27 protein-coding genes and 1 other annotated feature are annotated in these 24,380 nt (G+C 30.6%); of the genes, 6 read left to right on the forward strand and 21 right to left on the reverse strand.

What is annotated here, in order from left to right; translation table 11 throughout:
- Positions 1 to 308: 308 nt before the first annotated feature.
- Positions 309 to 1,088 carry a DUF4931 domain-containing protein gene (locus B7R65_RS00520; RefSeq protein ID WP_088041272.1) on the reverse strand — a complete coding sequence of 260 codons (780 nt, stop codon included), beginning with the start codon at positions 1,086 to 1,088 and terminating at the stop codon, positions 309 to 311.
- 333 nt (positions 1,089 to 1,421) lie between these two features.
- Here B7R65_RS00520 and B7R65_RS00525 point away from each other — a divergent pair, with 333 nt between their 5' ends.
- Positions 1,422 to 1,574, forward strand: a complete 153-nt coding sequence (locus B7R65_RS00525; RefSeq protein ID WP_088040724.1) for a YpzG family protein — start codon at positions 1,422 to 1,424, stop codon at positions 1,572 to 1,574.
- Between the two features lie 134 nt (positions 1,575 to 1,708).
- Here the strand turns inward: B7R65_RS00525 and B7R65_RS00530 are convergent, their stop codons facing one another.
- From B7R65_RS00530 to B7R65_RS00550, 4 genes are all read right to left on the reverse strand, one after another.
- Entirely contained in the window at positions 1,709 to 1,840 is a 132-nt protein-coding gene (locus tag B7R65_RS00530; RefSeq protein WP_088040726.1) for a DUF4023 domain-containing protein, read from the reverse strand.
- 69 nt (positions 1,841 to 1,909) lie between these two features.
- The gene (locus B7R65_RS00535) at positions 1,910 to 2,233 is read right to left on the reverse strand and encodes a DUF2085 domain-containing protein (RefSeq protein ID WP_088040728.1); all 324 of its coding nucleotides are present in this window, start codon (positions 2,231 to 2,233) and stop codon (positions 1,910 to 1,912) included.
- 689 nt (positions 2,234 to 2,922) lie between these two features.
- The gene (locus B7R65_RS00545) at positions 2,923 to 3,219 is read right to left on the reverse strand and encodes a hypothetical protein (protein WP_088040732.1); all 297 of its coding nucleotides are present in this window, start codon (positions 3,217 to 3,219) and stop codon (positions 2,923 to 2,925) included.
- A gap of 196 nt (positions 3,220 to 3,415) precedes the next feature.
- Complete coding sequence (locus B7R65_RS00550; RefSeq protein WP_179194719.1) at positions 3,416 to 4,171, reverse strand: sporulation protein; 756 nt, start codon at positions 4,169 to 4,171, stop codon at positions 3,416 to 3,418.
- A 214-nt stretch (positions 4,172 to 4,385) separates the two neighbouring features.
- Between B7R65_RS00550 and B7R65_RS00555 the strand changes: the two genes are divergently transcribed.
- On the forward strand, positions 4,386 to 4,838 hold the full coding sequence (locus B7R65_RS00555) for a cupredoxin domain-containing protein (RefSeq protein WP_088040735.1): 453 nt from the start codon (positions 4,386 to 4,388) through the stop codon (positions 4,836 to 4,838).
- Positions 4,839 to 5,036: 198 nt separating this feature from the next.
- On the opposite strand, the gene B7R65_RS00560 is transcribed toward B7R65_RS00555, so the two are convergent.
- On the reverse strand, positions 5,037 to 5,432 hold the full coding sequence (locus tag B7R65_RS00560) for a FixH family protein (RefSeq protein WP_088040737.1): 396 nt from the start codon (positions 5,430 to 5,432) through the stop codon (positions 5,037 to 5,039).
- A 219-nt stretch (positions 5,433 to 5,651) separates the two neighbouring features.
- On the opposite strand from B7R65_RS00560, the gene B7R65_RS00565 reads away from it, so the two are divergent.
- Positions 5,652 to 6,122, forward strand: a complete 471-nt coding sequence (locus tag B7R65_RS00565; RefSeq protein ID WP_088040738.1) for a hypothetical protein — start codon at positions 5,652 to 5,654, stop codon at positions 6,120 to 6,122.
- A 60-nt stretch (positions 6,123 to 6,182) separates the two neighbouring features.
- On the opposite strand, the gene B7R65_RS00570 is transcribed toward B7R65_RS00565, so the two are convergent.
- The 5 genes from B7R65_RS00570 to B7R65_RS00590 form a co-directional block, all read right to left on the reverse strand.
- A complete protein-coding gene (locus tag B7R65_RS00570; RefSeq protein WP_256941103.1) occupies positions 6,183 to 6,809 on the reverse strand; it encodes a histidine phosphatase family protein in 627 nt (208 codons plus the stop codon).
- Between the two features lie 30 nt (positions 6,810 to 6,839).
- Positions 6,840 to 7,388 (reverse strand): NUDIX hydrolase, encoded by a 549-nt coding sequence (locus B7R65_RS00575; protein ID WP_088040740.1) that lies wholly within the window; start codon positions 7,386 to 7,388, stop codon positions 6,840 to 6,842.
- Positions 7,389 to 7,421: 33 nt separating this feature from the next.
- A complete protein-coding gene (gene galE / locus B7R65_RS00580) occupies positions 7,422 to 8,420 on the reverse strand; it encodes a UDP-glucose 4-epimerase GalE (RefSeq protein WP_088040742.1) in 999 nt (332 codons plus the stop codon).
- 278 nt (positions 8,421 to 8,698) lie between these two features.
- The gene (locus B7R65_RS00585) at positions 8,699 to 9,169 is read right to left on the reverse strand and encodes a GNAT family N-acetyltransferase (protein ID WP_088040743.1); all 471 of its coding nucleotides are present in this window, start codon (positions 9,167 to 9,169) and stop codon (positions 8,699 to 8,701) included.
- Between the two features lie 95 nt (positions 9,170 to 9,264).
- Positions 9,265 to 10,530 (reverse strand): MFS transporter, encoded by a 1,266-nt coding sequence (locus B7R65_RS00590; RefSeq protein WP_088040745.1) that lies wholly within the window; start codon positions 10,528 to 10,530, stop codon positions 9,265 to 9,267.
- 85 nt (positions 10,531 to 10,615) lie between these two features.
- Positions 10,616 to 10,866: a binding site (T-box leader), on the reverse strand.
- Between the two features lie 177 nt (positions 10,867 to 11,043).
- On the opposite strand from B7R65_RS00590, the gene B7R65_RS00595 reads away from it, so the two are divergent.
- Together B7R65_RS00595 and B7R65_RS00600 are read left to right on the forward strand one after the other, a co-directional pair.
- Complete coding sequence (locus tag B7R65_RS00595; protein WP_088040747.1) at positions 11,044 to 11,874, forward strand: 5'-nucleotidase, lipoprotein e(P4) family; 831 nt, start codon at positions 11,044 to 11,046, stop codon at positions 11,872 to 11,874.
- A 157-nt stretch (positions 11,875 to 12,031) separates the two neighbouring features.
- Positions 12,032 to 12,835, forward strand: a complete 804-nt coding sequence (locus tag B7R65_RS00600) for an alpha/beta fold hydrolase (RefSeq protein ID WP_088040749.1) — start codon at positions 12,032 to 12,034, stop codon at positions 12,833 to 12,835.
- A gap of 85 nt (positions 12,836 to 12,920) precedes the next feature.
- Here B7R65_RS00600 and B7R65_RS00605 read toward each other — a convergent pair whose 3' ends face one another.
- The 8 genes from B7R65_RS00605 to B7R65_RS00640 form a co-directional block, all read right to left on the reverse strand.
- A complete protein-coding gene (locus B7R65_RS00605; RefSeq protein WP_088040751.1) occupies positions 12,921 to 13,520 on the reverse strand; it encodes a response regulator transcription factor in 600 nt (199 codons plus the stop codon).
- Complete coding sequence (locus tag B7R65_RS00610; RefSeq protein ID WP_179194720.1) at positions 13,517 to 14,656, reverse strand: sensor histidine kinase; 1,140 nt, start codon at positions 14,654 to 14,656, stop codon at positions 13,517 to 13,519. The genes B7R65_RS00605 and B7R65_RS00610 overlap by 4 nt, the downstream gene beginning before the upstream one ends.
- Before the next feature lie 238 nt (positions 14,657 to 14,894).
- A complete protein-coding gene (gene desA, locus B7R65_RS00615; RefSeq protein ID WP_088040753.1) occupies positions 14,895 to 15,920 on the reverse strand; it encodes a Delta(5) desaturase DesA in 1,026 nt (341 codons plus the stop codon).
- Positions 15,921 to 16,725: 805 nt separating this feature from the next.
- Positions 16,726 to 17,256 (reverse strand): hypothetical protein, encoded by a 531-nt coding sequence (locus B7R65_RS00620; protein ID WP_088040755.1) that lies wholly within the window; start codon positions 17,254 to 17,256, stop codon positions 16,726 to 16,728.
- Between the two features lie 206 nt (positions 17,257 to 17,462).
- The gene (locus B7R65_RS00625; RefSeq protein WP_088040757.1) at positions 17,463 to 18,149 is read right to left on the reverse strand and encodes a response regulator transcription factor; all 687 of its coding nucleotides are present in this window, start codon (positions 18,147 to 18,149) and stop codon (positions 17,463 to 17,465) included.
- A complete protein-coding gene (locus tag B7R65_RS00630; protein ID WP_256941105.1) occupies positions 18,146 to 19,258 on the reverse strand; it encodes a sensor histidine kinase in 1,113 nt (370 codons plus the stop codon). Before B7R65_RS00630 ends, B7R65_RS00625 begins: the two co-directional genes overlap by 4 nt.
- A gap of 459 nt (positions 19,259 to 19,717) precedes the next feature.
- The gene (locus B7R65_RS00635; protein ID WP_088040761.1) at positions 19,718 to 20,764 is read right to left on the reverse strand and encodes an ATP synthase beta subunit C-terminal domain-containing protein; all 1,047 of its coding nucleotides are present in this window, start codon (positions 20,762 to 20,764) and stop codon (positions 19,718 to 19,720) included.
- Between the two features lie 143 nt (positions 20,765 to 20,907).
- Positions 20,908 to 21,576 (reverse strand): HAD family hydrolase, encoded by a 669-nt coding sequence (locus B7R65_RS00640; RefSeq protein ID WP_088040763.1) that lies wholly within the window; start codon positions 21,574 to 21,576, stop codon positions 20,908 to 20,910.
- A 167-nt stretch (positions 21,577 to 21,743) separates the two neighbouring features.
- On the opposite strand from B7R65_RS00640, the gene B7R65_RS00645 reads away from it, so the two are divergent.
- Positions 21,744 to 22,187: a transporter gene (locus tag B7R65_RS00645; RefSeq protein WP_088040765.1), complete on the forward strand. Its 444-nt coding sequence runs from the start codon at positions 21,744 to 21,746 to the stop codon at positions 22,185 to 22,187.
- A 70-nt stretch (positions 22,188 to 22,257) separates the two neighbouring features.
- Here the strand turns inward: B7R65_RS00645 and B7R65_RS00650 are convergent, their stop codons facing one another.
- Both B7R65_RS00650 and B7R65_RS00655 read right to left on the reverse strand, forming a co-directional pair.
- Positions 22,258 to 23,709: a diguanylate cyclase gene (locus B7R65_RS00650; RefSeq protein WP_256941134.1), complete on the reverse strand. Its 1,452-nt coding sequence runs from the start codon at positions 23,707 to 23,709 to the stop codon at positions 22,258 to 22,260.
- Between the two features lie 103 nt (positions 23,710 to 23,812).
- Positions 23,813 to 24,346, reverse strand: coding sequence for a GNAT family N-acetyltransferase (locus B7R65_RS00655; RefSeq protein ID WP_088040768.1), 534 nt, complete (start codon positions 24,344 to 24,346; stop codon positions 23,813 to 23,815).
- Positions 24,347 to 24,380 lie beyond the last annotated feature (34 nt).

Genomic DNA, 24,380 nt, shown 5'->3' on the forward strand with positions numbered 1-24,380 from the left:
GTAATTAAAAGGGCTCATACAGTCCGTTCTAATCTCACTCATTTATTCAACTGAACATAATAGTTATTATAGTGTGATACGTTTTTATATCAAAAAAGGCAACTAATTAACAGTTTAATTAGTTGCCTTTTTTATATTTTTTTAATTGTCTCTAGTTGAAAAGAACTCTTTAAAGTCAATGAAAACATCTTTTTGTTCTTATAATTAAATTCTTGTTTACATGCATGAGAACACGATCCTTTTCTGAAGAACTGCCAAGACTCTCTCTTTTTTTCTTAGTGTGTATGACTCTTACTAAATCATTTAAATTATTGTATTGAGTTTATTTCATCTTTATATAGACTTAATATTTGATCCTTATGATAGTCTAACTGATTGGTTACTTGAGAAATTGAATAACCTATAAATAATGGTGATACAACAAAACGAGGGATCACTTTGCAAATTATTTTTCCCGACCATTTATAGAAAAACAAATTATAACTATTTAAACCTTTGTAAAAGTTATTCAATAGATAATGAGTCACAATTTGTAAATATGTAGCCATGACAGAAATATAATCTTCGTGATCAATTAGAATATTGAATTCCCTAAAACCCATTAATGGATGTGTAGAAATGTTTAATTCTGCTCCCTTAAAAGAAGTTATTCGTATTCCCTCAAAGTAAACATTACTTATTTTCTTTTTATAATCAACGTTTTTTAATCCTACTATTTGCATATGGGGATGGTTAAGTGTACCTCCAGATAATGGTCCATGATTTTTATAAAGAATAACAGATTCAAACTCATTCGATTCTTCCATTTCCTTCCATTTATCGAGTGTAAATTGAAGAAGTTTATTCATATGAGTTTGAGAATAAGTTGAAATTTCACCATCACAATCGTCACTTTCAATTATAACGGTTTGTAAAGTGTCTTCCAAAGTAGGATATTTATTCTTTAAATAGATAATTGCACCTTTTTGATCAAGTATATCAGTTAAGCTTTCACGATCGCAGAAAGGACATTTTACTTCTTTATTATTAATATTTTGTGGTTTTTGAATACCAACGTCCATTTTAAATTGGAGTAATTCATTTTCAATACCCATGTCAATTTCCCCTTATTTTGAACTTATATTGTTGTATTCTCAATTGTGATGTTATTTCACAAATTGAAAAAAACTTGTTTGACTACGATGATAAATCAAAAACTTTTACAATTTAATAATATAAAACAGAATCGATTTTTAGCAACTATTAATGCTTTCTTTCTAACGTTCTATATTATGAAAAATCACAATGATGATTGTAATGTAGTATCGAAAAAATAAGTTAATTTAATTTCCGCATTATTTCATAAGAAAAATCAAATACTAACATCAGATATTCTTTTGAATATCTGAAATATCCTATACTATCTAAGAGGTGAATCAAATATGAACTCTAAAAATCATTTAGATCCACATTCTCAGAAATTTGTTACTAATTGGACAAGGGCTAAGCGTTCAAGTTCTCAAGTGAATGGTAATACAATGATGTCTCAACCAAATCTCATATTGAAGACTAACACAAAAGCCCATAGTCTGTAATGTTAGGATATTTTTAAAAAATGAAGAGAGAAGACTTAGAGTCTTCTTTCTTCTTTTATTTAACGACTATATTTTATTACAGTTAATATAAAAATAAAAAACCATGAATAAAACATTCATGGTTTACAGGAAGATTATTTATTTGTTCCATGTTGCTTAGTAGGCAACTTTTCATTCGGTGTACCATTACCTTGATGCTCTCTATTCTTTTGATCTTTTCTCTGTTTTTCATGTAAATTTTCAACAAATTCATGTGTGTTTTCCAATTTTAGTCCTCCTTCAAATACAATCTAAGGATTACTTTTTCCAAACTATTTGTAAAAAATTCATCTAAATCATGTAATAAGTTTTATTAAATTAAGTACTGATAAGATAATGATTATGCTTTGGGCAATCCCAAAAAGGAACCCTGTTATAATTCGTAAGAAATTATTGCTTTTTCGCCATTTCCATTTTTGTGTAAATCCATCAATTAATAGCGGTAATGCTAACAATGGAATTTGCCACCACGAAAGAATAAACGAATACTTAAATAATAATGGCAGAAAGAGATATCCTATTAGTATCGCCATACATCTTGCACAAAGTGGAAATACAAATGAACCTACTTTAATTGATCGATCTAATTTCCTATGACATGGAATCCATTGAAATAACATTTAATTCACCTCTTTTAACTTGGACAATCGGGAGAGCAATCACAATCCGGAGTGCAATCAAATGGATGATGGTGACAATCTGGCAAGTCACAATCTGGTATATATGAGCCGTTACAATCATTACAATCAAATATCTTTTTTCTATTTCTTTTTTTTTCATAATAGTAAATAGTCATACCTAATAAGAAAATGCTTAAAAGTATAAATATGATTCCGATTAAAATATGGCCTTTAGTAGTCAAAATTATCCCAGATGTTAAAAGTATTAAAATTAAGGTTAATAAGAAAAAAAACAAATTTCCCCCTACTCTCTATCATTACTACAAGTTCGCATATAGTAAATTAAGGCTATTTTCGTAAATTTTGATCAAATAAGCATGGGGAATTGTAGATTTCCACTCCAAGATGCTCGCTTTTTATTGAGGAGTGTAATGAGATTCCTTGGTCCAAAAGATGTGAGTCATTCATACCTTAAGACAGGAAGTCATGGTATTAGCATGTCTACCTTTTTGACTACTACGGAGTCTCATCTATTCCGATATCCGTACAGGAGTCTCGCTTATCCGTTCATCATTTACAGTTTGTACTAAGAACCCTTTTAAAAACAACAATCTTTTAGAAAAGCCTTAATTAAAAAGACTAACTATTCAAGTTAGCCTTCATAACTTTCAATGTTTATAGAGAAAGAATCATCTTGAACGCTGAATAGCTGCCCCAATTAAAATAAAGATAGCAGAAAGAATGTGTAAAAACATCCCTACTATTGGAATCCATGCTAAACATGAAGTGATAATTCCAAAAATATTCCCATTAGCAGAAACACCTGCTTTTTTAGCCATAACTAATGTAATAATGTGAAGGATTAATGCAATAAATAATGGGACATACCCAAATCCTATTACAATTGATCCACCTAAAATTGGAATACCTAAAAATGCTTCATACCCTCCAGAAATCCATTTTAATGTTCTTACGTTTGATTTCATAATATCTCCTTTTTTATCTTTAATATTGATTCACATTTGAATTGTATCTTTAATAGTTAGTGTTAAAATTATTTTCTTCTTTTAAGTAATACAAATGAACTTTGAAAAAACAACATGATACATAATCCTCCGTATTACACTTTCTATGTATCTGCAATAAAAAGAGACAGAAAAACCTGCCTCATTGTAAGAATAATTAATTATATTGCTGTAAAAACTGTCTTAATGTTTTAGCAATTGAGTGAGTATCTTTAAGTTGTTCATTACTAAAAGAAAGTGCAGTTTTCTTTTCATCTAATCCAAGGGATTCTTGTAAAAATCCTGTTAAGCCACGATGTAAACCTGCTTTATCAACCGCTACTCTCATAAATAGGCCATCTTTATTCGGCTCAATCATACATTCTATTTCATCAAATCGCCATTCTCTTTTCGAATTTGGGACAAACTCCCATTCTTGATAGAAACGTCCATTTTGCGCTTCAACTTCAACCTGACGTAAACGGAATCCAAGTAGGTTAAACGCTTCTACAAAATTTGATAATTCTTCATGTGCATGTATTTTCAAATAGTCGACATCAGTCGGGTCAACACTTAAATCCATATCTAAATCTGTTTCAATCCAAACCTTTCCATGTCCAATTGTAATCGGTGCATAATATGGCAAAATAAAAGAAAACGGAATTGATTGATGTTCATTCGCTTGGACAGTCATTTTTCCAGTAACACGTTCCTCATGTAATTGAATTTTGACAGAGACTTCCCCATCTCCACTTTTCTTTTTTGCATAAGCCTTTAACTTTAGAGCGATATAATTAATATCTTGCGCAACTGACCCGCCTTCAATTTCAATGACACCTTCTATTTTATTACCTGGATATAAATCTCTTGTATGTATAATTGTATTTACTGTTGCTGCACCAATACCTAATCTTGCTAATACCTTTTTAAACATGGTATCCCTCCATTTGTGAATAGATTCAGTAATAGTATATAGTAGATTAGTAGTTTTTAACATTCTTTAATTTTAAAATTTCGAATTTTCTACCCCACCTTCCTCCTTTTGAAAAGCTAATTATATTAAATATCAAAAATAAATATTTGTTAGACAAGTTCTCTAATTTAACAGCATATTTTAATATAAATAAGTAATTTAGGGGGCGTATTCCATGCATTTTGTTTTCATTAAAAAAAAATGGATATTATTTAGTTTCGTTTTAGTCATTATTGGTTTTGGAGCTTGGTATTATTTATTTCCTAAGGCTATTCTAACAGCGGGTAATCCAAAGATTAAGCCAACTGAAACGCTGGAAATACATATGGTTACGGGAGAATTTTCATCTAAATTAGCAGATGGAACTGAGATTGAAGCTTATCGATGGGATCCAGGAACTATAAATATCGAACAGGATCAAAAGGTTATCTTAAAGTTACATGGTATTAATGGAATGGAGCATCATTTTCATATTAAAGGTACGAATATTTCTGGTATTGTAAAAAAAGGTGAAACGACCGAAGTACCATTACAATTTAAAAAAGAAGGTATCTATCAGTTAATCTGTGATACTCACTCCACGAATGATGATGAAGCACCGATGATTGCGTATATTGTTGTAGATTAACATTTGTCCGGATTATAATGTGTAGACAAAATCCAAAAAAAATAAGATTCAGACTGATTGAAAACGCTTGATTTTCGAGGAGCAAAGCCTGATGAGGAGCAAAGTTTTCTAAGTCGGTAATAAGCACTGTAAGAAAGCGAGCGTTTGACCACAGTCTGAAAGATAGTAAAATTATTTACTATCTTTTTTTGTGGTGTATTAATTGTTCGAATTTCCTCTTAAATTTACTTTTCTTTCATTTTTATCATTCTTTAATACAACTTGTTTACTCCATGTACCGTCCATGGGAAGTTCCAATTGGACTTCATAAAGCCCACTTTCTTTTCTCTTCATTACGCCTTCAGAATGGTGATTCATACTTTTCATTTGTAAGTTTAATTTTACTGAATCAACATCAACTTTTTCTCCATTCCTGTTAACTAACTTCACTTGGTATGTATGTTTATCTTTATTTTTAGTTGATTTAAGATCCGTTAATGAAACATTTATTTTGTCCAAAAAAGGGCTCGATTTAACTTCCTCTTTCTTACTACATCCCGTAATAATTAATACAAAACAAGTAATCATCAAACTAAAAACTTGAAGGTTTTTCATATACTATTCCCCTTTCTAGTTCGAGCAATATTAAATTTGATATTCAAATTAATACTTCTCTACAATGATAAAATATAATTGTGATAAAAATGTGAAGCATAAAAATTAAAAAAATGAAATTAACAAGTATGTATATTATTAAGATTGATCCTCATATAATGAACGGCGAATATAAATCCTTTACATCTGAGAAATACTTCTAAGAAAGGAGTCAAATAAATGTTAGAATGGTCTACCATTGCTTTAACATTTCTATTATCATCATATGTTATTATTATTTCTAATAGAAAAAAAGAATATCTATCATGTACAGTTGGTAAGATGGCAAGTATGACAAATTCCATGATGGCAAGTGTAACAATGGGAACTATATTTGGTATTCTGTTTCGAGATGTTGACTTAGCAATTCCAACGATTATATCTATCTTGATTGGAATATTAATCGGATATTTAACAGGCAAACCAATATCACTTATGGCAGCTTTAGAAGGAATAACTGCGGGTGTAATGGGTGGTATGATGGGTGCTATGTTAGGCATTATGCTTCAAGAAACATATATGGATATGATGATTTATTTCTTAGATGTCGTTTATGTTTTTGTCATTATTATGTTACTTCGGGTAATTGAAAAAGAATCAACTAAAATTAAAAATGAAAATACACTTATAAAACAGTCAAATTACTTATAAACAAATAAGACTACCCATTTAGTAGGTAGTCTTATTTGTTTATATGCAATTTTTGAAGTCTCAAACAAGCTCTAAGTGACTCGTGTCACAGAGTAATTTAAACTCTAATTTATTTTGATCTTTATCCATTTCTATATGAGTCAAACTTGTGCCGTGTACAAATGGTATATCCCACAATTTCTCAATCGATGATTTTTTTAAGTAAGATACAATCGTAGCCAACACAACCGCATGTGTCACGACTAAAATATTTCCATTATTATTTGTATTAATAATATCGTTTAAAGCATCCTGCACACGATTCTTTAAATCTTCTAAACCCTCACCACTATGTGGTATATGATTATATAAATGAGGCGAGTCCCATAGCGAAGAAAATTCTTTTTCAAATCGCTCATTTATTTCTAATTTTGTCCTCCCTTCCCACTCTCCAAAATTTATTTCTTTTAACCTGTTTTCTTCAATTATGTGTATGTTCTTTTCTCCACGTAAAATCATTGCTGTTTTAATTGCCCTATGGCTAGAACTTGTATAAATAATTTTAAAATCTATAGTTGATAATTTTTTACTAAGTAATTCAGCGTCCCTAATACCTTTGGATGTAAGATTAGAATCTTTCCATCCCTGTAATCGATTCTCGATGTTCCATTCAGTTTCCCCATGTCTTGTTAAATAAATATGTAACAAATACGATTCCTCCATCAAATAAAAGCTAGTCTAAAAATTACTTTTTAAATATTCCTTTGCTAAAATAATTGCATGAACTGTAAATAATTGAGTAATTGTACAATTATGTATCATTTTCTGTACATCTTCAAAGTTAAAAAGCCTCACTTGAATATCTTCTGTACTGTCTAATTCTTGATTGTCTGATTGAACGGCATCAATTATTAAATAAGTACTTATCTTATTATCTTGAATAGATGGATTTACAAAAAATTCACCCAACAATATAGGATTCTTATTCGAAATATAACCTGTTTCTTCACGTACTTCTCTCATAATCCCAACTTCTTTTGTCTCATACTCTTCAATTTTCCCTGCAGGAATCTCTAAAAAGAAATCACCTGCGGCATGACGATATTGTTCCACAAGTACTATTTGGTTTTTATCAGTAATGACAACTGCATTTACCCAATCAGAAAACTCATTTACGTAATAATCGTCAATAACTAAATTAGAAGGAAGCTGGACAGTATCTTTCCTTAAATTTCCAAACTTAGTTTTATAAAGATAGGTTGAGGACAACGTTTTCCATTTTTTCATTCATGACTCCTTAAATGATCAGAAAGAATTAATCTATTTTATTTTATTTAGAAGTTCATTCCATTTCATAGCGTCTCTAATGCCATCTTCAATTGATAAAGATGCACTCCATTTAATTAATTTATTAATTTTATCAACGTTGGCATATGATCCAGCAACATCACCTAATCTTGGTTGTACTTCTATTTTAGTTAATATTTTTCCATATACTTTTTCGAACATTGAAACAAACTCTCTAACAGTAACTCCTTCACCTTTTCCTACATTTAATACGAGATATGGATTTTGAGGTGATTCAGAAAGTTCAAATGCATTTTCAAAATTTTCAACTGCTTTTACATGTGCTAAAGCTAGATCCCAAACGTGAATGTAGTCTCTAATGCCAGTACCATCTTTTGTTGACCAATTTGTACCTGTAATGTGAAAACATTGACTCTCTTCAGATACAGCTTTAAGCAAGCATCCTAATAAATGAGATGGAAATTCAATACTTGAACCTGTTCTCATTTTAGGATCCGCCCCAATTGGATTAAAATAACGTAAAGCAATGCCTCTCATTTCATAAGCATGACAAAAATCTTGAAGAATCATCTCGGTCATAAATTTCGTACGAGCATAAGGACTTCTTGGGTTCAATACTGACTCTTCTGTAACAATTAACTCTATTGGATCATCATATATTGAAGCTGAAGAACTATATACAATCTTCTTTAACCCTAGTTTGTTTAAATGTGAAAAAAGACTAATCGATTTTGATAGATTTTCAGAATAATATGCACCTGGATTTTTAACCGAATCTGGAACAACAGTTAATGCAGCAAGATGAATCGTAAAATCGATGTCCGGATGCTCAGTACAAATTCTCTCTAATAGTGCGAAATCAGCTATATCACCTTTGTAAAAATATTTATCATATGTAAAATCAATTCTGTCATTTTGATCTAATATAATTGGTATATGTCCATTATCGATTAATGCACAACATACCGTACTTCCTATGTAACCAGTACCACCTGTAACTAAAATTTTCATTCTACTTTTCTCCTAAATCTTATTCTTTCTCCACTACGATTCTAGATTTCATCTCATATGTATTGACAGAGTAGGCATCTAAAGGAATATAATTCGGTTTTTATAGTATGTATTACACGAATTTTAAAGTGTTTTCATGTAATTAGTTCAACTATATTTTTTAAGTCTACAAATTTCTCTTCACTAGTTTCCTGCTTTATATTCTGCTTTAATAAACTCTGATGCAACCCAAAATATAACTCTAGTGGAATCTATCTAATCATAGTTGAAGTTATAAATTAAACCATTCTTTTTACCGGATACATATAAACTTCTTCATCTCCATAAACATCACCGGTCGGTTGGAAACCAAGTTTCTGATAAATATTAGAAGCATATTTGTTTTCTTTGTTTACAGTTAAACGGATTTCTTCGCATTGTGAAAATTGACTAGTAATCCAATTTATCATTTCTTTTAAAGCAGATTTCCCATAACCATTGCCTTGGTATTTTTGATCTATGATGAATCCGTTTATCCAATAACTATACGTTGTATTCTCTTCATACGCATGCATCATAAAGCCTACCATTTTTTGATCATCATAGATTGCAAACGGTAGATACTCCACATTTTCTCCATCTGGTTTTATATATACCTTCGCAAGTGAAACAGACACGGAAGGTACAAAGTTTTTTTGTGATTCATTAACTTGAAGATCCATAGCCTCTTCCCAATTTTCTCGTGTAACAGGTTTTAATATTATAGTCACTTCAATACCTCATATCATTATATATTTTTATTTTAATCATTAAATTTATAATATTCTTATTGTTCGATACAATGCAATAGTAAAGAAAAGTCTTACTACTTTTGTAAGACTTTTTCATTTTTAAATCTACGCAAAATGTTTTGGAAAGTTCTCTTTGAGTTAGAGGAATATAGTATAAAGGCAAATAAAATCAGTGATACAAATAACATTAAAAATGAACTTAAGATGACAATAATTTGTAATGAAAAGTTTTTAGCCAAATAACCAATTGTAATGGTAAACAAAATGACAAATATAGCTTGTACAAAGCCGTATAAACTACCTATCCTCCCCATTAAATTTACAGGCACTTTGTTTTGATAAAACGTATCATAACCAATATTTGAAATTGCCAATGCAAATGATAAGATGAAAAATCCAATTGCAGCCATGAAAAAATTGTTTGAGAAAGCATAAATAATATAGCCAAGTGAAAGGAATATAGAACCAATCCATATCAATTTTTTTGACTTTATTTTGTTTAAGAAAATTGAATTAACTAATGATCCTACTATAAAACCAACACCAGCTAAACTAACCAATACCCCGTATTTGCTATTTGTTAGTAAAAGGACTTCCTTTGAAAAGGATGCTTCAAGTGAATCAATGGATGCCGTTAGAATTAAAATAAAAGTATATAAAAATATGATTTTGACAAGCATTCTGTTGTTACTGCTAAAATGTAAAACTACCTTTAGATCCTTCTTCAGCATCTTTAAAGTGATAGGTGTTTTTGAACTAGATTCATCTATATTATTTTCAATATTTGGTAATAAAACGGTAATTATACCAGAAACTAATAATGATATTGCATTAATTGAAATTGCTAATTTTGGTGTACCAATCATAAATAGAACGCCAGCTATAGTTGGACCAAGCACAAATGCTCCAGAGCTTACTAAACTTCGCATAGCATTAAATTTTTGTCTTCTTTCATTCGGTAAAAGCTTGGTTATATACACCATTGAAGTTGGGTAAAAAATGGAACTACACATATTAATCACTAATACGAAAGCATAGATTATCCAAAGTGTAGAGATAAATGGTAATACGAAAATGACTATTGCTCTTAAAAAATCAAGTTGAATCATTAAATTACGTTTATTTGTACGATCAATTAGACTCCCTGACCAAAAATTAGTAAGAAGCGTTGCAGCTGGCTTTAAAATATACAAGAATGAAACAGCAAGTGGAGATGAAGTCATGTCTAAAATAATTAAATTTAGTGCAATCAGATAAATCCAACTTCCAATATTCGAGATTCCAATACTAGTTAAAAGTAAAAAAGAATTTTTCCAACCATTAATATGGTTATTATTCATAGTGATTCCTCCCAGCAATTCAGTTAAAATAGGAAACCGTATCCTATTAAAAATAAAAAAATCCCACCCCCAAGACTTTTAAAGTCTTGGGGACGAGATTTATATGCCGTGGTACCACCCCAGTTTATTAATATGTCACCATATTAACCTTTTCAAGTACAAAAATTCTATACTCTAGCTCTATAACAGGAGCACCTGTCACACCATCCCAATTCCTTTTGTTCCGATGTGATGCTCAGAGGCTTGCTTCGATAAATAAATTCTTGCCCCTTTTTCAGCGTACGGAGCTCTCTGCTAAGAATCTTAAAAATCTACTCTTCTCATCATTGCATTTAATTTTCATAATATTAACATTTATTCCCATTTAAGTAAAATATTTTTTTAAAAATATCTAAATATTATATTTTTATTTTCATAATTTACTATTCCTCTCAATCGAATGACTAAAAATCAGTATATTTTAAAGATTTTTGGAAAAAACAACCATATTAAGCTTATTCTAAGGAGAACATCATGAAAAAATCATTAGTGGCAGCGTCAATTGTAAGTGCATTTACTATTGGTTCAGTAACGGGAATTCACATTACTCGGGCAGATATGGAGAGAAGTTCACAAGAACAAAATGTGATGGCGACGAACTGGTTCCAGACTTCGGCAGAAAATAAAGCATTGCAAATCCAAATCTATAATCAAGCTACAAAAGAATTGCATGGAACGATTAATAAGAAAAATGCGAAAGACAAGAAATTAAATGCAAAGGCAAAACCTGCAGCAGTCGTACTTGATATTGATGAGACCGTATTAGACAATTCACCTGATACTGCTTGGGCAATAAAAAACAACGCTAAACACCCCCAAGGTTGGGATGAATGGATTAAAATGGCAAAAGCTGACTTAATTCCAGGGGCTAAGGAATTCTTAGTTGCAGCTAGTAAAATGAATGTTGAGCTTTATTACCTCACTAATCGAGATGAAAAATACAGATTAGAAACGTTAAAAAATTTAAAGCTTCATGGTCTACCAGATGCAGATAATAAACATTTAATCTTGAAAACGAATACTGCTCAAAAAGGACCAAGACAAGCTCAAATTGCAAAAACAAATGAAATTGTAATGTTGATTGGTGATAATTCAAACGACCTATCAGACATTTTTTATAAATCAGATGTAAAAACTCGATATAATAATGTAGATAAAATTGCTAAAGAACTAGGCGTAAAGTATATCCAACTTCCAAATCCAATGTATGGTGACTGGGAAAGCGCAATTTATGACTATGATATGAAAAAAACAGATCAAGAAAAAGCAATCGACCGATATAATGCACTAAAAACGATGAAGTAAATTAAAACGTTAGTTGAGAAAATAAACTCAGCTAACGTTTTTTTATCCAAACATTTTTTTGACAGAGTAACTAGGTCTTATCTCATTTAATTGAAAATAAAATATAAGTGATTACTACAATATCTATCTAAGATGATGAAGACTGGGGGCGATGGAAGTGTCATTTGTTGAGCTTAATTCTGAAACAGAACTCTTTTATGAAGATAGTGGCAAGGGTCAAACGATCATTTTTGTACACGGAGTAATGATGAGTAGTAAATTTTTTTATAAACAAGTCCCTTATTTTCAAGAAAATTATCGAGTAATTACCCTTGATCTCCGAGCTCATGGGAAGTCAACGAAAGTACAAAATGGTCATACTGTTGCTCAATATGCTAGGGATTTAAAATTATTTATCGAAAAGCTTAATTTAAATGATGTCATATTAGTTGGTTGGTCAATGGGAGCTTTTGTGTTATGGGATTATGTTAATCAATTTGGCACAGAAAATATAAAGGCTTTAACTATTGTTGATCAATCTGCTTCTGATTATATTTGGCCAGAATGGGAATTTGGAGCTTTTGACTTCAACATTTTGAAAAATGTCATGCAATCAATTCAAGAAGATCAAAATGGTTTTAACAGTGAATTTATATATGGTATGTACAAAGAAAATCCTCCACCAGAAGATCATCAATGGATATTAGAAGAAATGAATAAATTACCTGCAGCAATCGCAAGTACAATTGTCTTTAATCAAACAGCTGTTGATTATCGAGAAACAATGTCAAACGTAAATATCCCTACATTAATTTGCTTTGGAAGTTCAGGATTCTTCCCATTAGCAGCTGGTGAATATATTCAAAATAAAATAAAAGGTTCAAAATTTGTCCCATTTTATGAAAGTAGTCATCTATTATTCTTAGAGGAAACTGAGAAATTTAATAAGGAACTAGATTTATTCTTTAAGAGTATAAAGTAAGCATATTTAAAAGCGAAAAAACTGTTCAAGCTTGAACAGTTTTTTTGTTAATCTATTTTAAATTTAAGCTATTAGTGAATTTATATTATTTAAACCAGCCTTTTTCTTTCGACTGCTTTATCGCTTCAATTCTGTTTTTTACTTCGAGTTTATCTAGAATCATTGAAATATAATTTCTAACGGTACCTGTTTTAAGACTTAATTGATCAGCTATTTCTTGTGTATTCATTCCGTCTGCAACTAATTCCAAAACTTCCTTTTCACGTTCTGTTAAAGGATTTCCTTCACTATAGACATCATCCATTAGCTCAGGTGCATAAATACGTTTCCCTCCGATAATGCTTCGGATTGAACTCGCAAGTTCGTCGCTAGGACTATCTTTTAATAAATACCCCTTCACACCTGCTTTAAGTGCCCTTTGAAAATAACCAGAACGAGCAAACGTAGTCAAAATTATAACTTTGCAATCATAAGATTTAAGTTCTTCTGCAGCATCTAACCCGGTCTTTCCAGGCATTTCAATATCCATTATACAAATGTCTGGTTGTAAACTCTTTACAAGTGATATAGCTTCTTCCCCATCAGTCGCTTTTCCAACAACTTCCATATCATCTTCTAGATTTAGTAAGGAACCTAAGGCTCCTAACAGCATTCGCTGGTCTTCAGCTATAACTATTCGAATCATTTAAGCTCCTCCTTCTCAATTTGTTTAACATCAATCGGTACCATCATTATTAATGTGGTCCCTTCTCCACTGACAACATCAAGTGTTCCGTTAACAAATTCTAGTCTCTCCTTCATACCAATCAAGCCATAACCTTTCGAAAAATTCCCTATTGAAGTGCATCCTATTCCATTATCTTTTACGCTAATTACAATTTCGTTCCTTGTTTGATTTATTAAAATTTGACATTTTGTAGCTCTGCTATGTTTTACAACATTTGTAACAGCCTCTTTTAAACACATACTAACAATATTTTCAGTTAGTAAAGAAACATTTGAAAGTGTAAGTTCGTCTGGAGTTTCGAATTCGATTTCCGCAGCAAGTAAAAGTTGTTTTATACGTATGATTTCATCCTTTATTCTGATTCCACGCATTTGAGATACAATCTTTCTCACCTCATTTAACGCGGTTCGAGCAGTTTGTTGAACATCCCTTAACTCATTTTGGGCTTGTTCAGGATCCTTTGAAATTAACTTTCGAGCCAAGTCACTTTTTAAACCAATTAACGAAAGCTTTTGACCGAGCGTATCATGTAAATCACGTGCAATCCTCTGTCTTTCTTCAAGTTTAACTAAATCGGAAATTCGTTTGTTTGCATCTACTAGTTTTTCCTCTAGCTGACCTCTCTCATTTCGACTATGTATACTAAAAGGTAACAAAATTACACTAATCCATGTAATAACGACAAAAGGCAGTTGCTTAATCATAAAATCTTCTTGAAGTATAATCGTTATGTTTATTGAAACTGTTGTGATGACTAAATGTAAAATATAAAGAGTCAAAAATGTAACTCTGTTCTTTTTGTTCCCTATTAGATAGGCGTTAAAAAAAGCAAAGTAAACATAACTAAACAATACTGTCATCACGATTGAAATACTTATCAAAATCGGAGACCAAATATAAATTGACCACCCTTTGGAAGTGTATGCAAATCGGTATAAAATAAAGAAAGTGATTGATAGAAATACACCGACTATATCGTAAATTGTTGATTGAGAAGATAAATAAATAAAATAAAACGGTAAAATGGATAATACTGTCCAGATATACGGTGAAATTCCCGTACTTTTCAGGAATGACAAATACGTTTTTATCATAATTAAACCTCATTTTTTATTTGGAAAATTTAACTATCTTACATACAATTTTAGCATATTTGTTATTTGTTAATTTCATAATTTACTCGAATTGGCTATTTTTCTAAAACTAACGTTGAAATTAGTTGATTTTTCTTTCTAGCATAGCAATTAACTGTTCCAATCAAATCCACAGATAATAATATGGTTTTAAAAACAACAATTTTTTTAAAAACGGCCCAAATTATAAAGTAAAAGCTCAGACAGTGTCTGAACTTTCACGGTTTACTTTATAAAATGATTTTAAATCTTTAAATCCGATAAACTTTTTGTTTTCTTCATCCCACAATTTGAATCTCAATGAAGTTAAACTTGTTTTAAGTGTAATTGTAGGAACGTTTTGAAGTGGAAGAGTATTATTATGAACATCCTCTAAGTGATAATTCGGTACTCTTGGACTTAAATGATGAACATGGTGATATCCAATATTTCCAGTAACCCACTGTAGAATTTTTGGAAGTTTATAGAATGAACTTCCTTCTACAGCTGCTTTTACATAATCCCAATTTTCATCTTCCTCAAAATACGTATCTTCAAATTGGTGTTGTACATAAAATAACCAAATACCTAATGCTGCTGAAACGAAAAAGATCGGTCCTTCAACAAGTAAAAAGTTTTCCCATCCTAATTGCCAACAAAATAATGCAGATAATCCAATAATCGCAATATTCGTAATGTAAGTGTTTAGACGTTCTTTCGTCTTAGCATTTTTTGTATTAAATCGATTCGTAATTAATACAATATAAATCGGTCCTAGTCCAAACATAATTAATGGATTTCGATATAGTCTATATGAAAACTTAGTCCAAGTAGATGCTGCAATATACTCATCTACAGTTAAAACCCACATATCACCAATACCTCTTTTATCTAAGTTACTACTTGTTGCATGATGAATTGAGTGACTGTGTTTCCATTGACTAAATGGAAATAACGTTATGATACCTGTAATTGTTCCTAAAATTTTATTAGCTGTTTTATTTTTGAAAAATGATTGATGACAACAATCATGGAAAATAATGAAGATTCGAATCAAAAATAATGCTGCGCCTAAGTCAAATAGTAAAGTTAATAGTATAGATGTTGAAATGCTTTTATAAGCAAGAATCCATAAAACGATAAATGGAATGAAAGTATTGATCATTTGCCAAATACTTGCTTTTAGATTTGATTTTTCATAAGGGATGATTTGTTTACGTAAGTTCTTTTGGTTTAGTTGTGACATTTAATTATTCCTTCCTTATGTTTTATTACTAAGTAATAATATGTAATCTTAATTATAACTGTTAATTTTTACTGCGGTAGTATCATGCGTCATACGATAAATATGACAAATGTCATATTACTTCTAATGATATTTTTTGTTAAATAAATACTCGACATTATAAAAGTTTTTATTTTTTTTTATGAAAATATGCACATTTTATTTAAATAATTTCTTCGATATTAAAGATTGCTGATAGCCACTTTCAGGATATTCACTTTCCTTTTGGAGTGCGCTGAGCCTTGTGTAGGTTGCTCATTCCCCCATCTCGCACAAGAGTCTAACTCCTTTTGCTCCAATCTACTTTTTATTATAATCGATTGTCTTCTTAGATCTACCTGACAATTATAACAATCCTTTAAAGGAGGCCTTCATATAAATATCAAATAAATACATTAATAAAGATTAAAAACTAAATAAAAGGCTCTTTTCTAAAAGTTTGTTGCTTTTAGGTTTAATAACTTTCTAGAAAGAAGTTGATTGGTACGGATATGCGAGACTCCTGTGGGAGTAGCAGGAAGGCTGAGACCCCACAGTGATCAAAAAGGTAGGCATGCTAATACCAAGACGTCCTGTCGTAACGCATGCATGACCTACATCGTGTGGGCCAAAGAGGCTCAGCTCACGCCCCACGGAAACGTAGCATCCTGGAGTTGAAATCAACTAACACATTCTCAAATTGCAACAATATCTACGAAAACAGCCAAATAAAAAAAGCAATACGAAAAGTATTGCTTCAAATAATGCTAAATTTTTGATAGTTCTATTAATAACCGTTAGGATTTGTAGCCTTTTTCTTTTTAATTTTTCCGAAAGGCTTAAAATAAGTAATAACAGTCATAAAACACATACATACTAAATTAAAGAGCCCGGTAATAATAATTGATAACCACTTAGTATTAAACTGTTGATTATCTAATGCTTTTATTCCTAAATTATGAGCTGTTTCTACAAGAAATAAAAACCAATCATTAATGAAAAAGATTCCAAGTAAAATGATCAAGATCGTTAATACAAGTTTAATGACCACCCAATAATATTTTACTAAACCCCACTGCGTCCAAATTGATAATAGAATGCCAGTAATCAGAGTCGCAAGTGCAGGATATTTAAGTAAATTCTCATCGATTACATGCATGCTTGATAATGTATAAATTAACTGATCTCCATTATGAGCATTTTTTAAATAGAAACCTAAAAGCAATAGACTTAACGTGCCACCAAACCAAGCACATATTGCAATTACATGAATACTTACTAAAATATTTTTCTTCGTTAAATTGATTTTTTTAGCCACTATATCTTTCCTCCATAATAATTCTCAATTTTTATCTATTTCTAATCATAGAGGCTATATATAAAACAACTATTATTAAATCCTTAAATTTTTCTTAAATAATCTCTGAGCTCTGAACTTATCCTTTAATAAAACTTTTTATAATACAGCAATCATTTCGATATGAGCAAATAAAAAAAATCGTTAAACATCGTTTAACGATTTTTTTATAATTTAAATCGATATCCTGCTCCCCAAACTGTTTCAATATATTTTGGATTTGATGGATCCTTCTCGATTTTTTCTCGTATTTTACGAATATGAACTGTTACAGTTGAGTTATCACCAATCGTATCAAATCCCCATATTCGATCGAATAAATGCTCTTTACTAAAAACTTTATTCGGGTTGGAGGCCAAAAAAGATAGTAAATTAAATTCTTTTGTAGTGAAAATTTTTTCTATCCCTTCTACAAAAACCTGTCTTGATTCTTTGTTAACAGTTAATCCTCTAACTTGTAATACATCATTACTTTGTTCGTTACTTGTAAATCGTTTGTATCTTGAAAGATGTGCTTTTACTCTAGCGACTAATTCACTCGGACTAAAAGGTTTTACAATAAAATCATCTGCTCCTAAACCAAATCCTCTTATTTTATCAATGTCTTCCGTTTTTGCTGAAACGATTAATACAGGAATATTTTTAGACTCTCTAATTCTTTTACAAATTTCAAACCCGTTTACTTCTGGAAGCATTAAATCCAATAAAATTAAATCATAATTTTCGTTTAATGATTTATGTAACCCAATTTTACCGTTAGAAATGATTTCAACTGAAAATCCACTAATTTCAAGATAGTCTCTTTGTAGTTCTGCTATGCTAATATCATCTTCTATAATTAAAATATTGCTCATTTAATCTCCTTATTAGCTGGTCCTTTTTTAAGTGTAAATTGAATAATAGTTTGTTCACCTAATTTGCTTTCAGCCCAAATTTCTCCGCCATGCTCCTCTACGATTAGTTTGGTAATTGCAAGTCCCAACCCTGTACCTCCAGTAGAAGCATTTCTTGAAGGATCTGCTCGATAAAACCGATCAAAAATATAAGGAACTGCTTCGTTTATAATTCCTATTCCATTATCTTTAATTTTTACTAAAATAAAATCTTTCTGTTCATTTAAACTTACTTCTAATTGTTTATGTTCTTTATCCATATATTTTAAACTATTTTGAACTATATTGGTAAAAGCTCTTTTTAATTGCTCTCGGTCTAACAATACTGTCGTATGTTTTGTCTCCATTTTATTTTCATATAAGACTGAAATATTCTCTTTTTCTAAGTCAAATTGAAGTTCTTCGATTATATCTACCAAATAATTATGTAAATCCACTTCTTCTAAATCAAAAGGTATCCGATTCAAATCAAGCTTAGAGAATAAAAATAATTCATTTATTAAATGGTCCATGTCAATTGTTTTTGTATAGATTGTTTGGAGATAACGGTCTAATTTTTCGGGTGAGTTCGCAACACCGTCCCTTATGCCCTCAACATAACCTTTTATCGATGTTATTGGTGTTTTTAAATCATGAGAAATATTTGCAATCAATTCTTTCCGATTATTTTCATATTTTTTCTGAACATCAGATGCGTGCTTTAAATTTTTTCTCATCTCTTCAAAACGGATAGCTAATTTACCTAATTCATCATTATTCAAAGGTGTAATCTGAAAGTCAAGATTCCCTTCACTAATGTTCAATGCAGCTTCATTTAATTTTTTTACTGGTTTCAGAATACTTCTGGATACGAAATAGGATAATAATCCATTTGTAATTGCAAAGATTGGAATGATCAGTCCAAAACGTAAAAAATAAAAAACATGTTGCGGTGGACCAATTGGTCTTTTTTCTATACCATTAAAATAGAAAACACCTAATAGTATTTCTATAATGATAAATGAAACTATTGGAATCAAAATCATTGCGATATTCGATATGATTAATCGTTTTCGGATGGACAAGTTCATTTCCAACTTTCTTAAAGTGTAATTAAGTGTTTTGACAATATAATTATCGTCAATTTTCTATTACTCTTTGAATTAAAGCTATTATTAGTTTAATCATTTTTCCTTAATTGCATCTTATCCATTTCTTAATTATTTCTTAATTATTTTGCTAAATAACTATATCTAAAACTCATTAATATTCTTTAAATGGAAAATTTTTTATGGGAAAAAGTGTGACACTCTTAGGTATCACACTTTTTTTACTTTTATGATTTGTTAGAAGAATTGTTAATTATCACTTCAAAAGCCTCACTATGAGCCAAAATATTCCCGCAAAATGCTACAGGAGTCCCACACCTTACGTTCCAATCAACTTCCTAATTTATCGGTCGTCTTCTTTATGCAACCTATCGATAAAAACAATCTATTAAAGGAAGCCTTTATTTAAATACCAACAATATACATTAACAATGTTTATTTTTAAGAAAGTTTACCTACAAAATTCATCTTTTCTAATTCAAATGAATCAAAGGCACCATCTAATATTTTCCTGACATCTAGAAGTGTATCTTGTAAGCTAACTGAGGCACCCTTTATGCCTGTAAAAGTTTCTGCTACATAAAAAGGTTGCGTTAAATATGCTTCGAGTAATTCACCACGTTTAAATGTAGTTTTTTCATTTTCTGGTAAAGAGTCTAATCCATGAATTGATACGAATGAACGTAATTCTCGATATCTACGAAGTAATTTTTGAGAAGATTTTTGTATTATATTGTGATTTTGATCTTGATGAATATCTTCTGATACAGTGGATGTTGAGTAGATTGGATTGATTGCTGGGTACTTATGTCTTGCAGCTAAATCTGCATCGAACTGCCATAGTGTTTCTAGTGGACCATATGGAATATCCTCATCAACTGCTCCACCTTTTACATCAACTAGGAAAGTAGTTACATTTTCAATTCCTATATCAGATAATTTTTGATGAAGTTGATTAATATCACCACTTATTACATTCGAACGATCTGCTGCAAATGCCACATCTATATTATTACCAGCTCTAGCTATTATTTCATATACTTCGTCAATAGATGTACATACATGTTTAACATCATCTATAATATCATCAATCTCGGGGTATCTACCTTCGGGTCTTAATAAAATTGTCAAATATGAATCGTTTTTTAGTTTATAAAACAGTTCAGCCAGGACAACTAATTGTCCCATACCAGGTCTAGCAATTAGTCCTACAGTACCACCCTTTACTAACGGAGCAAATAAGTCTAACGTTTTAATACCAGTTTCGATCATTTCGATTTTCTCCCCTCTAATAATAAGTTCGTCTAAAGTACATTCAGCAAGTGTTGCAAGTGCAACTAATGTTCTCACTTCAGATCTGCCAATCGATATTTTACCAGTACATAGATTTGAAACAGTCGCTGCACGAAGTCCGATAGATTTTGCTGCACTCGTTAAATTCGGTACTCTCCGACGTAATAATCCAACGTTTAAGCGTAAATTTTCCATATTTCCCCTCCTCTTTTTTAATTTATTCTAATTCTCAGAAAAAATCAACATTTTTTACTCTTAAAAGTAAAATTAATTACGTTTTAGTGTAAAAATACATAAAAAATGCGATATTCCAATTGAAATACCGCAATTTTTTTTATTTATTCACTTGCTATTTTATCTAGTATTGAAATTATGTCAGAAAGATCATCAATCGAATATGCAGGTTCAAAATCCCCCCATTGAAGATCTTTCTTCCAAATTACAGACATCCCAACATTTTTAGCTCCAAAATAATCGTTTTTTGGATGATCTCCGATAAATACACATTCTTCTGGTAATACATCGAAATAATCGATTGCTTTTTTGAAAATCTCTGGATTCGGTTTACTTACACCTTCCGTTTCTGAGATTAATATACAATCAAAAAATTGATCAATTCCCAGTGCTTTTATATTATCCAGTTGGAATTTTCCTCTTCCATTTGAAATAATTCCTAAATGGTAAGATTTGTTTTTTAAATCTTTTAACATAGTGATTAAATGATCAAAAGGTACACAATGATGTTTAAATTGAGATATATAATCATCAAGTAATTCATTCATAGTTACATCCGTTAAATTATACTCATTAATCAATTGAGTGAAGACTTTATCTTTCCAAACATAACCGCGACTATCTAACTCTATAAATCTTGAAATATATTTTTCCTTTTTAATATGATTTAGATTCGAATTAAACCGTACATATTGTTGTTCAATAAAGTTTAAAAGTGATGCATCCCGATTTAATAAAGTGCCATCTAAATCAAATAGTACTACTTTAATCATTATTGCCCCCTCCATAAATTTTATTATTATATAGTTTTTTTAAAATTACAAATTATGTAAATAAACCATTCTTTTACTATGCAATATTTGGTTATTTGACCATTCGCCCAAACAATGAATAAACAATTGTCATACTTTATAAAGATTAAATTAAAGGAGTTGAAATAATGGATATTTATCCTCCATATAGAGTTTTCCCTGGTCAACCCGGTGGATTTCCTGGTCAACCTGGTGGATTTCCCGGTCAACCTGGTGGATTTCCTGGTCAACCTGGTGGATTTCCTGGTCAACCAGGCGGTTTTCCCGGTCAACCTGGTGGGTTTCCCGGTCAACCTGGTGGATTTCCTGGACAGTCAGGTGGTCAACCTACATCTCCACCACCTTCGTTCACACCTTCTCAACCATCAGCAACTTTATTTGCAGTAGATCCTGGGGCAATTGCAGGATGCAGATTTAGAAATACGTTTGTTTGGTTAAATAACGGGGAATCATTCTGGTTTTTCCCTACTTTTATAGGTCGCCATTCAGTTGCAGGTTATAGATGGTTTGGATTCTTCTGGTCATATTTTGGTATAGATACAAATCGAATACGCTCATTTACATGCTTCTAAAAACTATAAAAAGCCTTGTGATTTAATCATAAGGCTTTAAACATGACTATATTTAATAAATTGAAATCCATCATTGTTGCTTTTGTAAATATTCATTATCCACTTTATTGAAAACAAAGACTTTATTTCTTCCTGTAATTTTAGCTGTGTATAATGCCTTATCTGCAGCATCGATTGCTTCTTTTCTTTCCATTGAATCATTTGGAATAAAAGTTGCTACACCAATACTTACTGTAACATATAGTTCAGTTAATGAATTAATATTTGGAATTTTAAGTTCAAAAATACTCTCACGAATTCTTTCAGCGATTTCGATTACTTTTTTTTCTGAAGTATCTGATAAGATACCAATAAATTCTTCTCCACCATATCTAGCTGAAAAGTCTGATTCGCGATGTAAATTCATTGAAATTGCATTCGCAACCACTTGTAAACAATTATCACCTTCAATATGCCCATAAGTATCATTAAATTTCTTAAATGAATCGATATCAATTAGCATGATCGAAAGTGGTTTTTGAGATAAAATTGCCTCATCCCATCTTATCGTATAGATTTCCTCAAAGTAGCGTCTGTTTGCGATTCCAGTTAAACCGTCGCTCATCGACAATTTATGTAGCAATTGATTCGCCTGTTGTAATTTCTGTTCAGCTTTCTTTTGTTCAGAAATATCTCTAAAAACTACCATTGTTGCAGGTTTACCTTCAAAATTTACTTTGGATCCTGAAAAAGCTAAATCAATCGACCTTCCATCTAAGCGTATATACTTACTTTCTTTCTGGTCACTTTTCTTACTTCCATGTATAAACTGTTCGAACCTATTTAATGAATCTTCTCGGTAACTTGTATCTATTAGATCAAATACATAAATTCCTATCAAATCTGAAGGATGTTTAGCACCCAGTAAATTCGCAGCTTTATTATTTGCTAACTGAATAAATCCACCAATTTGAACAAATATTCCATCAGGTGATGTTTCAATAAGTGTACGATATCTTTCTTCACTTTCCTTTAATGCATTTTTGAGTTCATTACTCTTCTTTAGAAATAAAATAAAAGCGGCAATCACACTTCCGCCTCCAATAATAAAGCTGTCATAAAGTGGCAAGATAGGAAATATTGTATGTGAATAGATTATGTTTTGGTAGATCATTAAACTACAACTTAAAATGATTAGAAATAGAATCATAGAAAACCATTTTAACCAATATTTGTGAATGAATTTCGATATCAAACCACTTGCAATTACATTAATTGTGATCGAAATACATGCAGTTATTGAACCTTCGTTTATTCCGTTAATAGATAATCGGAAACATATCAACAGAATTCCAGTCACTAAAGTCGCCCTGATTCCACCAAAATATGCAGCCGATAAAATAGCAAGCTGTCTTAAATCTAAGATATTATTTTTATAAACCTCAAATCCAAAATAGATTAATATGATTCCTAATATTCCGTGAATTACTCCAACAATAATTGAATAATTTTTAAAATGCTTTTGAAGTAAAAAAGTTTGAATTCTATTAAATCCAAAGAGAAAAAAAAATTAATAGTGAAAAATTAAGAAATAAATCTTTAATCATAAACTCACCTTTAATATCAAGTAATTTTTACTTTCCATTTCATAGCGATAGTCCCATTATCACGGTATTATTATATTTTCCATTTATAAATACGTCTTCTTTTATAACACCTTCTACTTCAAAACCTAAATTTTTATACAATAGGATTGCTTTTTCGTTATCTTCATTACAGGTTAATTGTATTTTTTTTGAAATTTTATTTTGTGTAGCCCATTTAATTAAATATTCCATCAACATTTTACCTAAACTCAGACCCCAATAATCTTTTTTCACCACGATTCCTAGTGTTCCAACATGTTTTGTTCGTTCTTTTTGACTAGAATTTATTGATGCGATACTAATAATTTGGTTATTTTTTAATGCTAATAAAATAATTGAATTCTCTTCATTTGAAGTACTTTCCAAAAAATTTTGATATTCAATTAAGTCTCTTATAAATTCATTTTTTCCAAAAGAAAGAAAGTTAGTTTCACCACCAACAATATTATAAAAATCAATAATCGACTTTGCGTCATCTTTTTTTGCTTCTCGAATTGTAACACTATCACCATTTTTTAAGAACATTTCAAACATCTTCTATCTCCTTTACGCACTAAAAAGAGCTGCG

The sequence above is a fragment of the Bacillus sp. EAC genome, assembly GCF_002156875.1.
Classification (GTDB): domain Bacteria; phylum Bacillota; class Bacilli; order Bacillales; family Bacillaceae_G; genus Gottfriedia.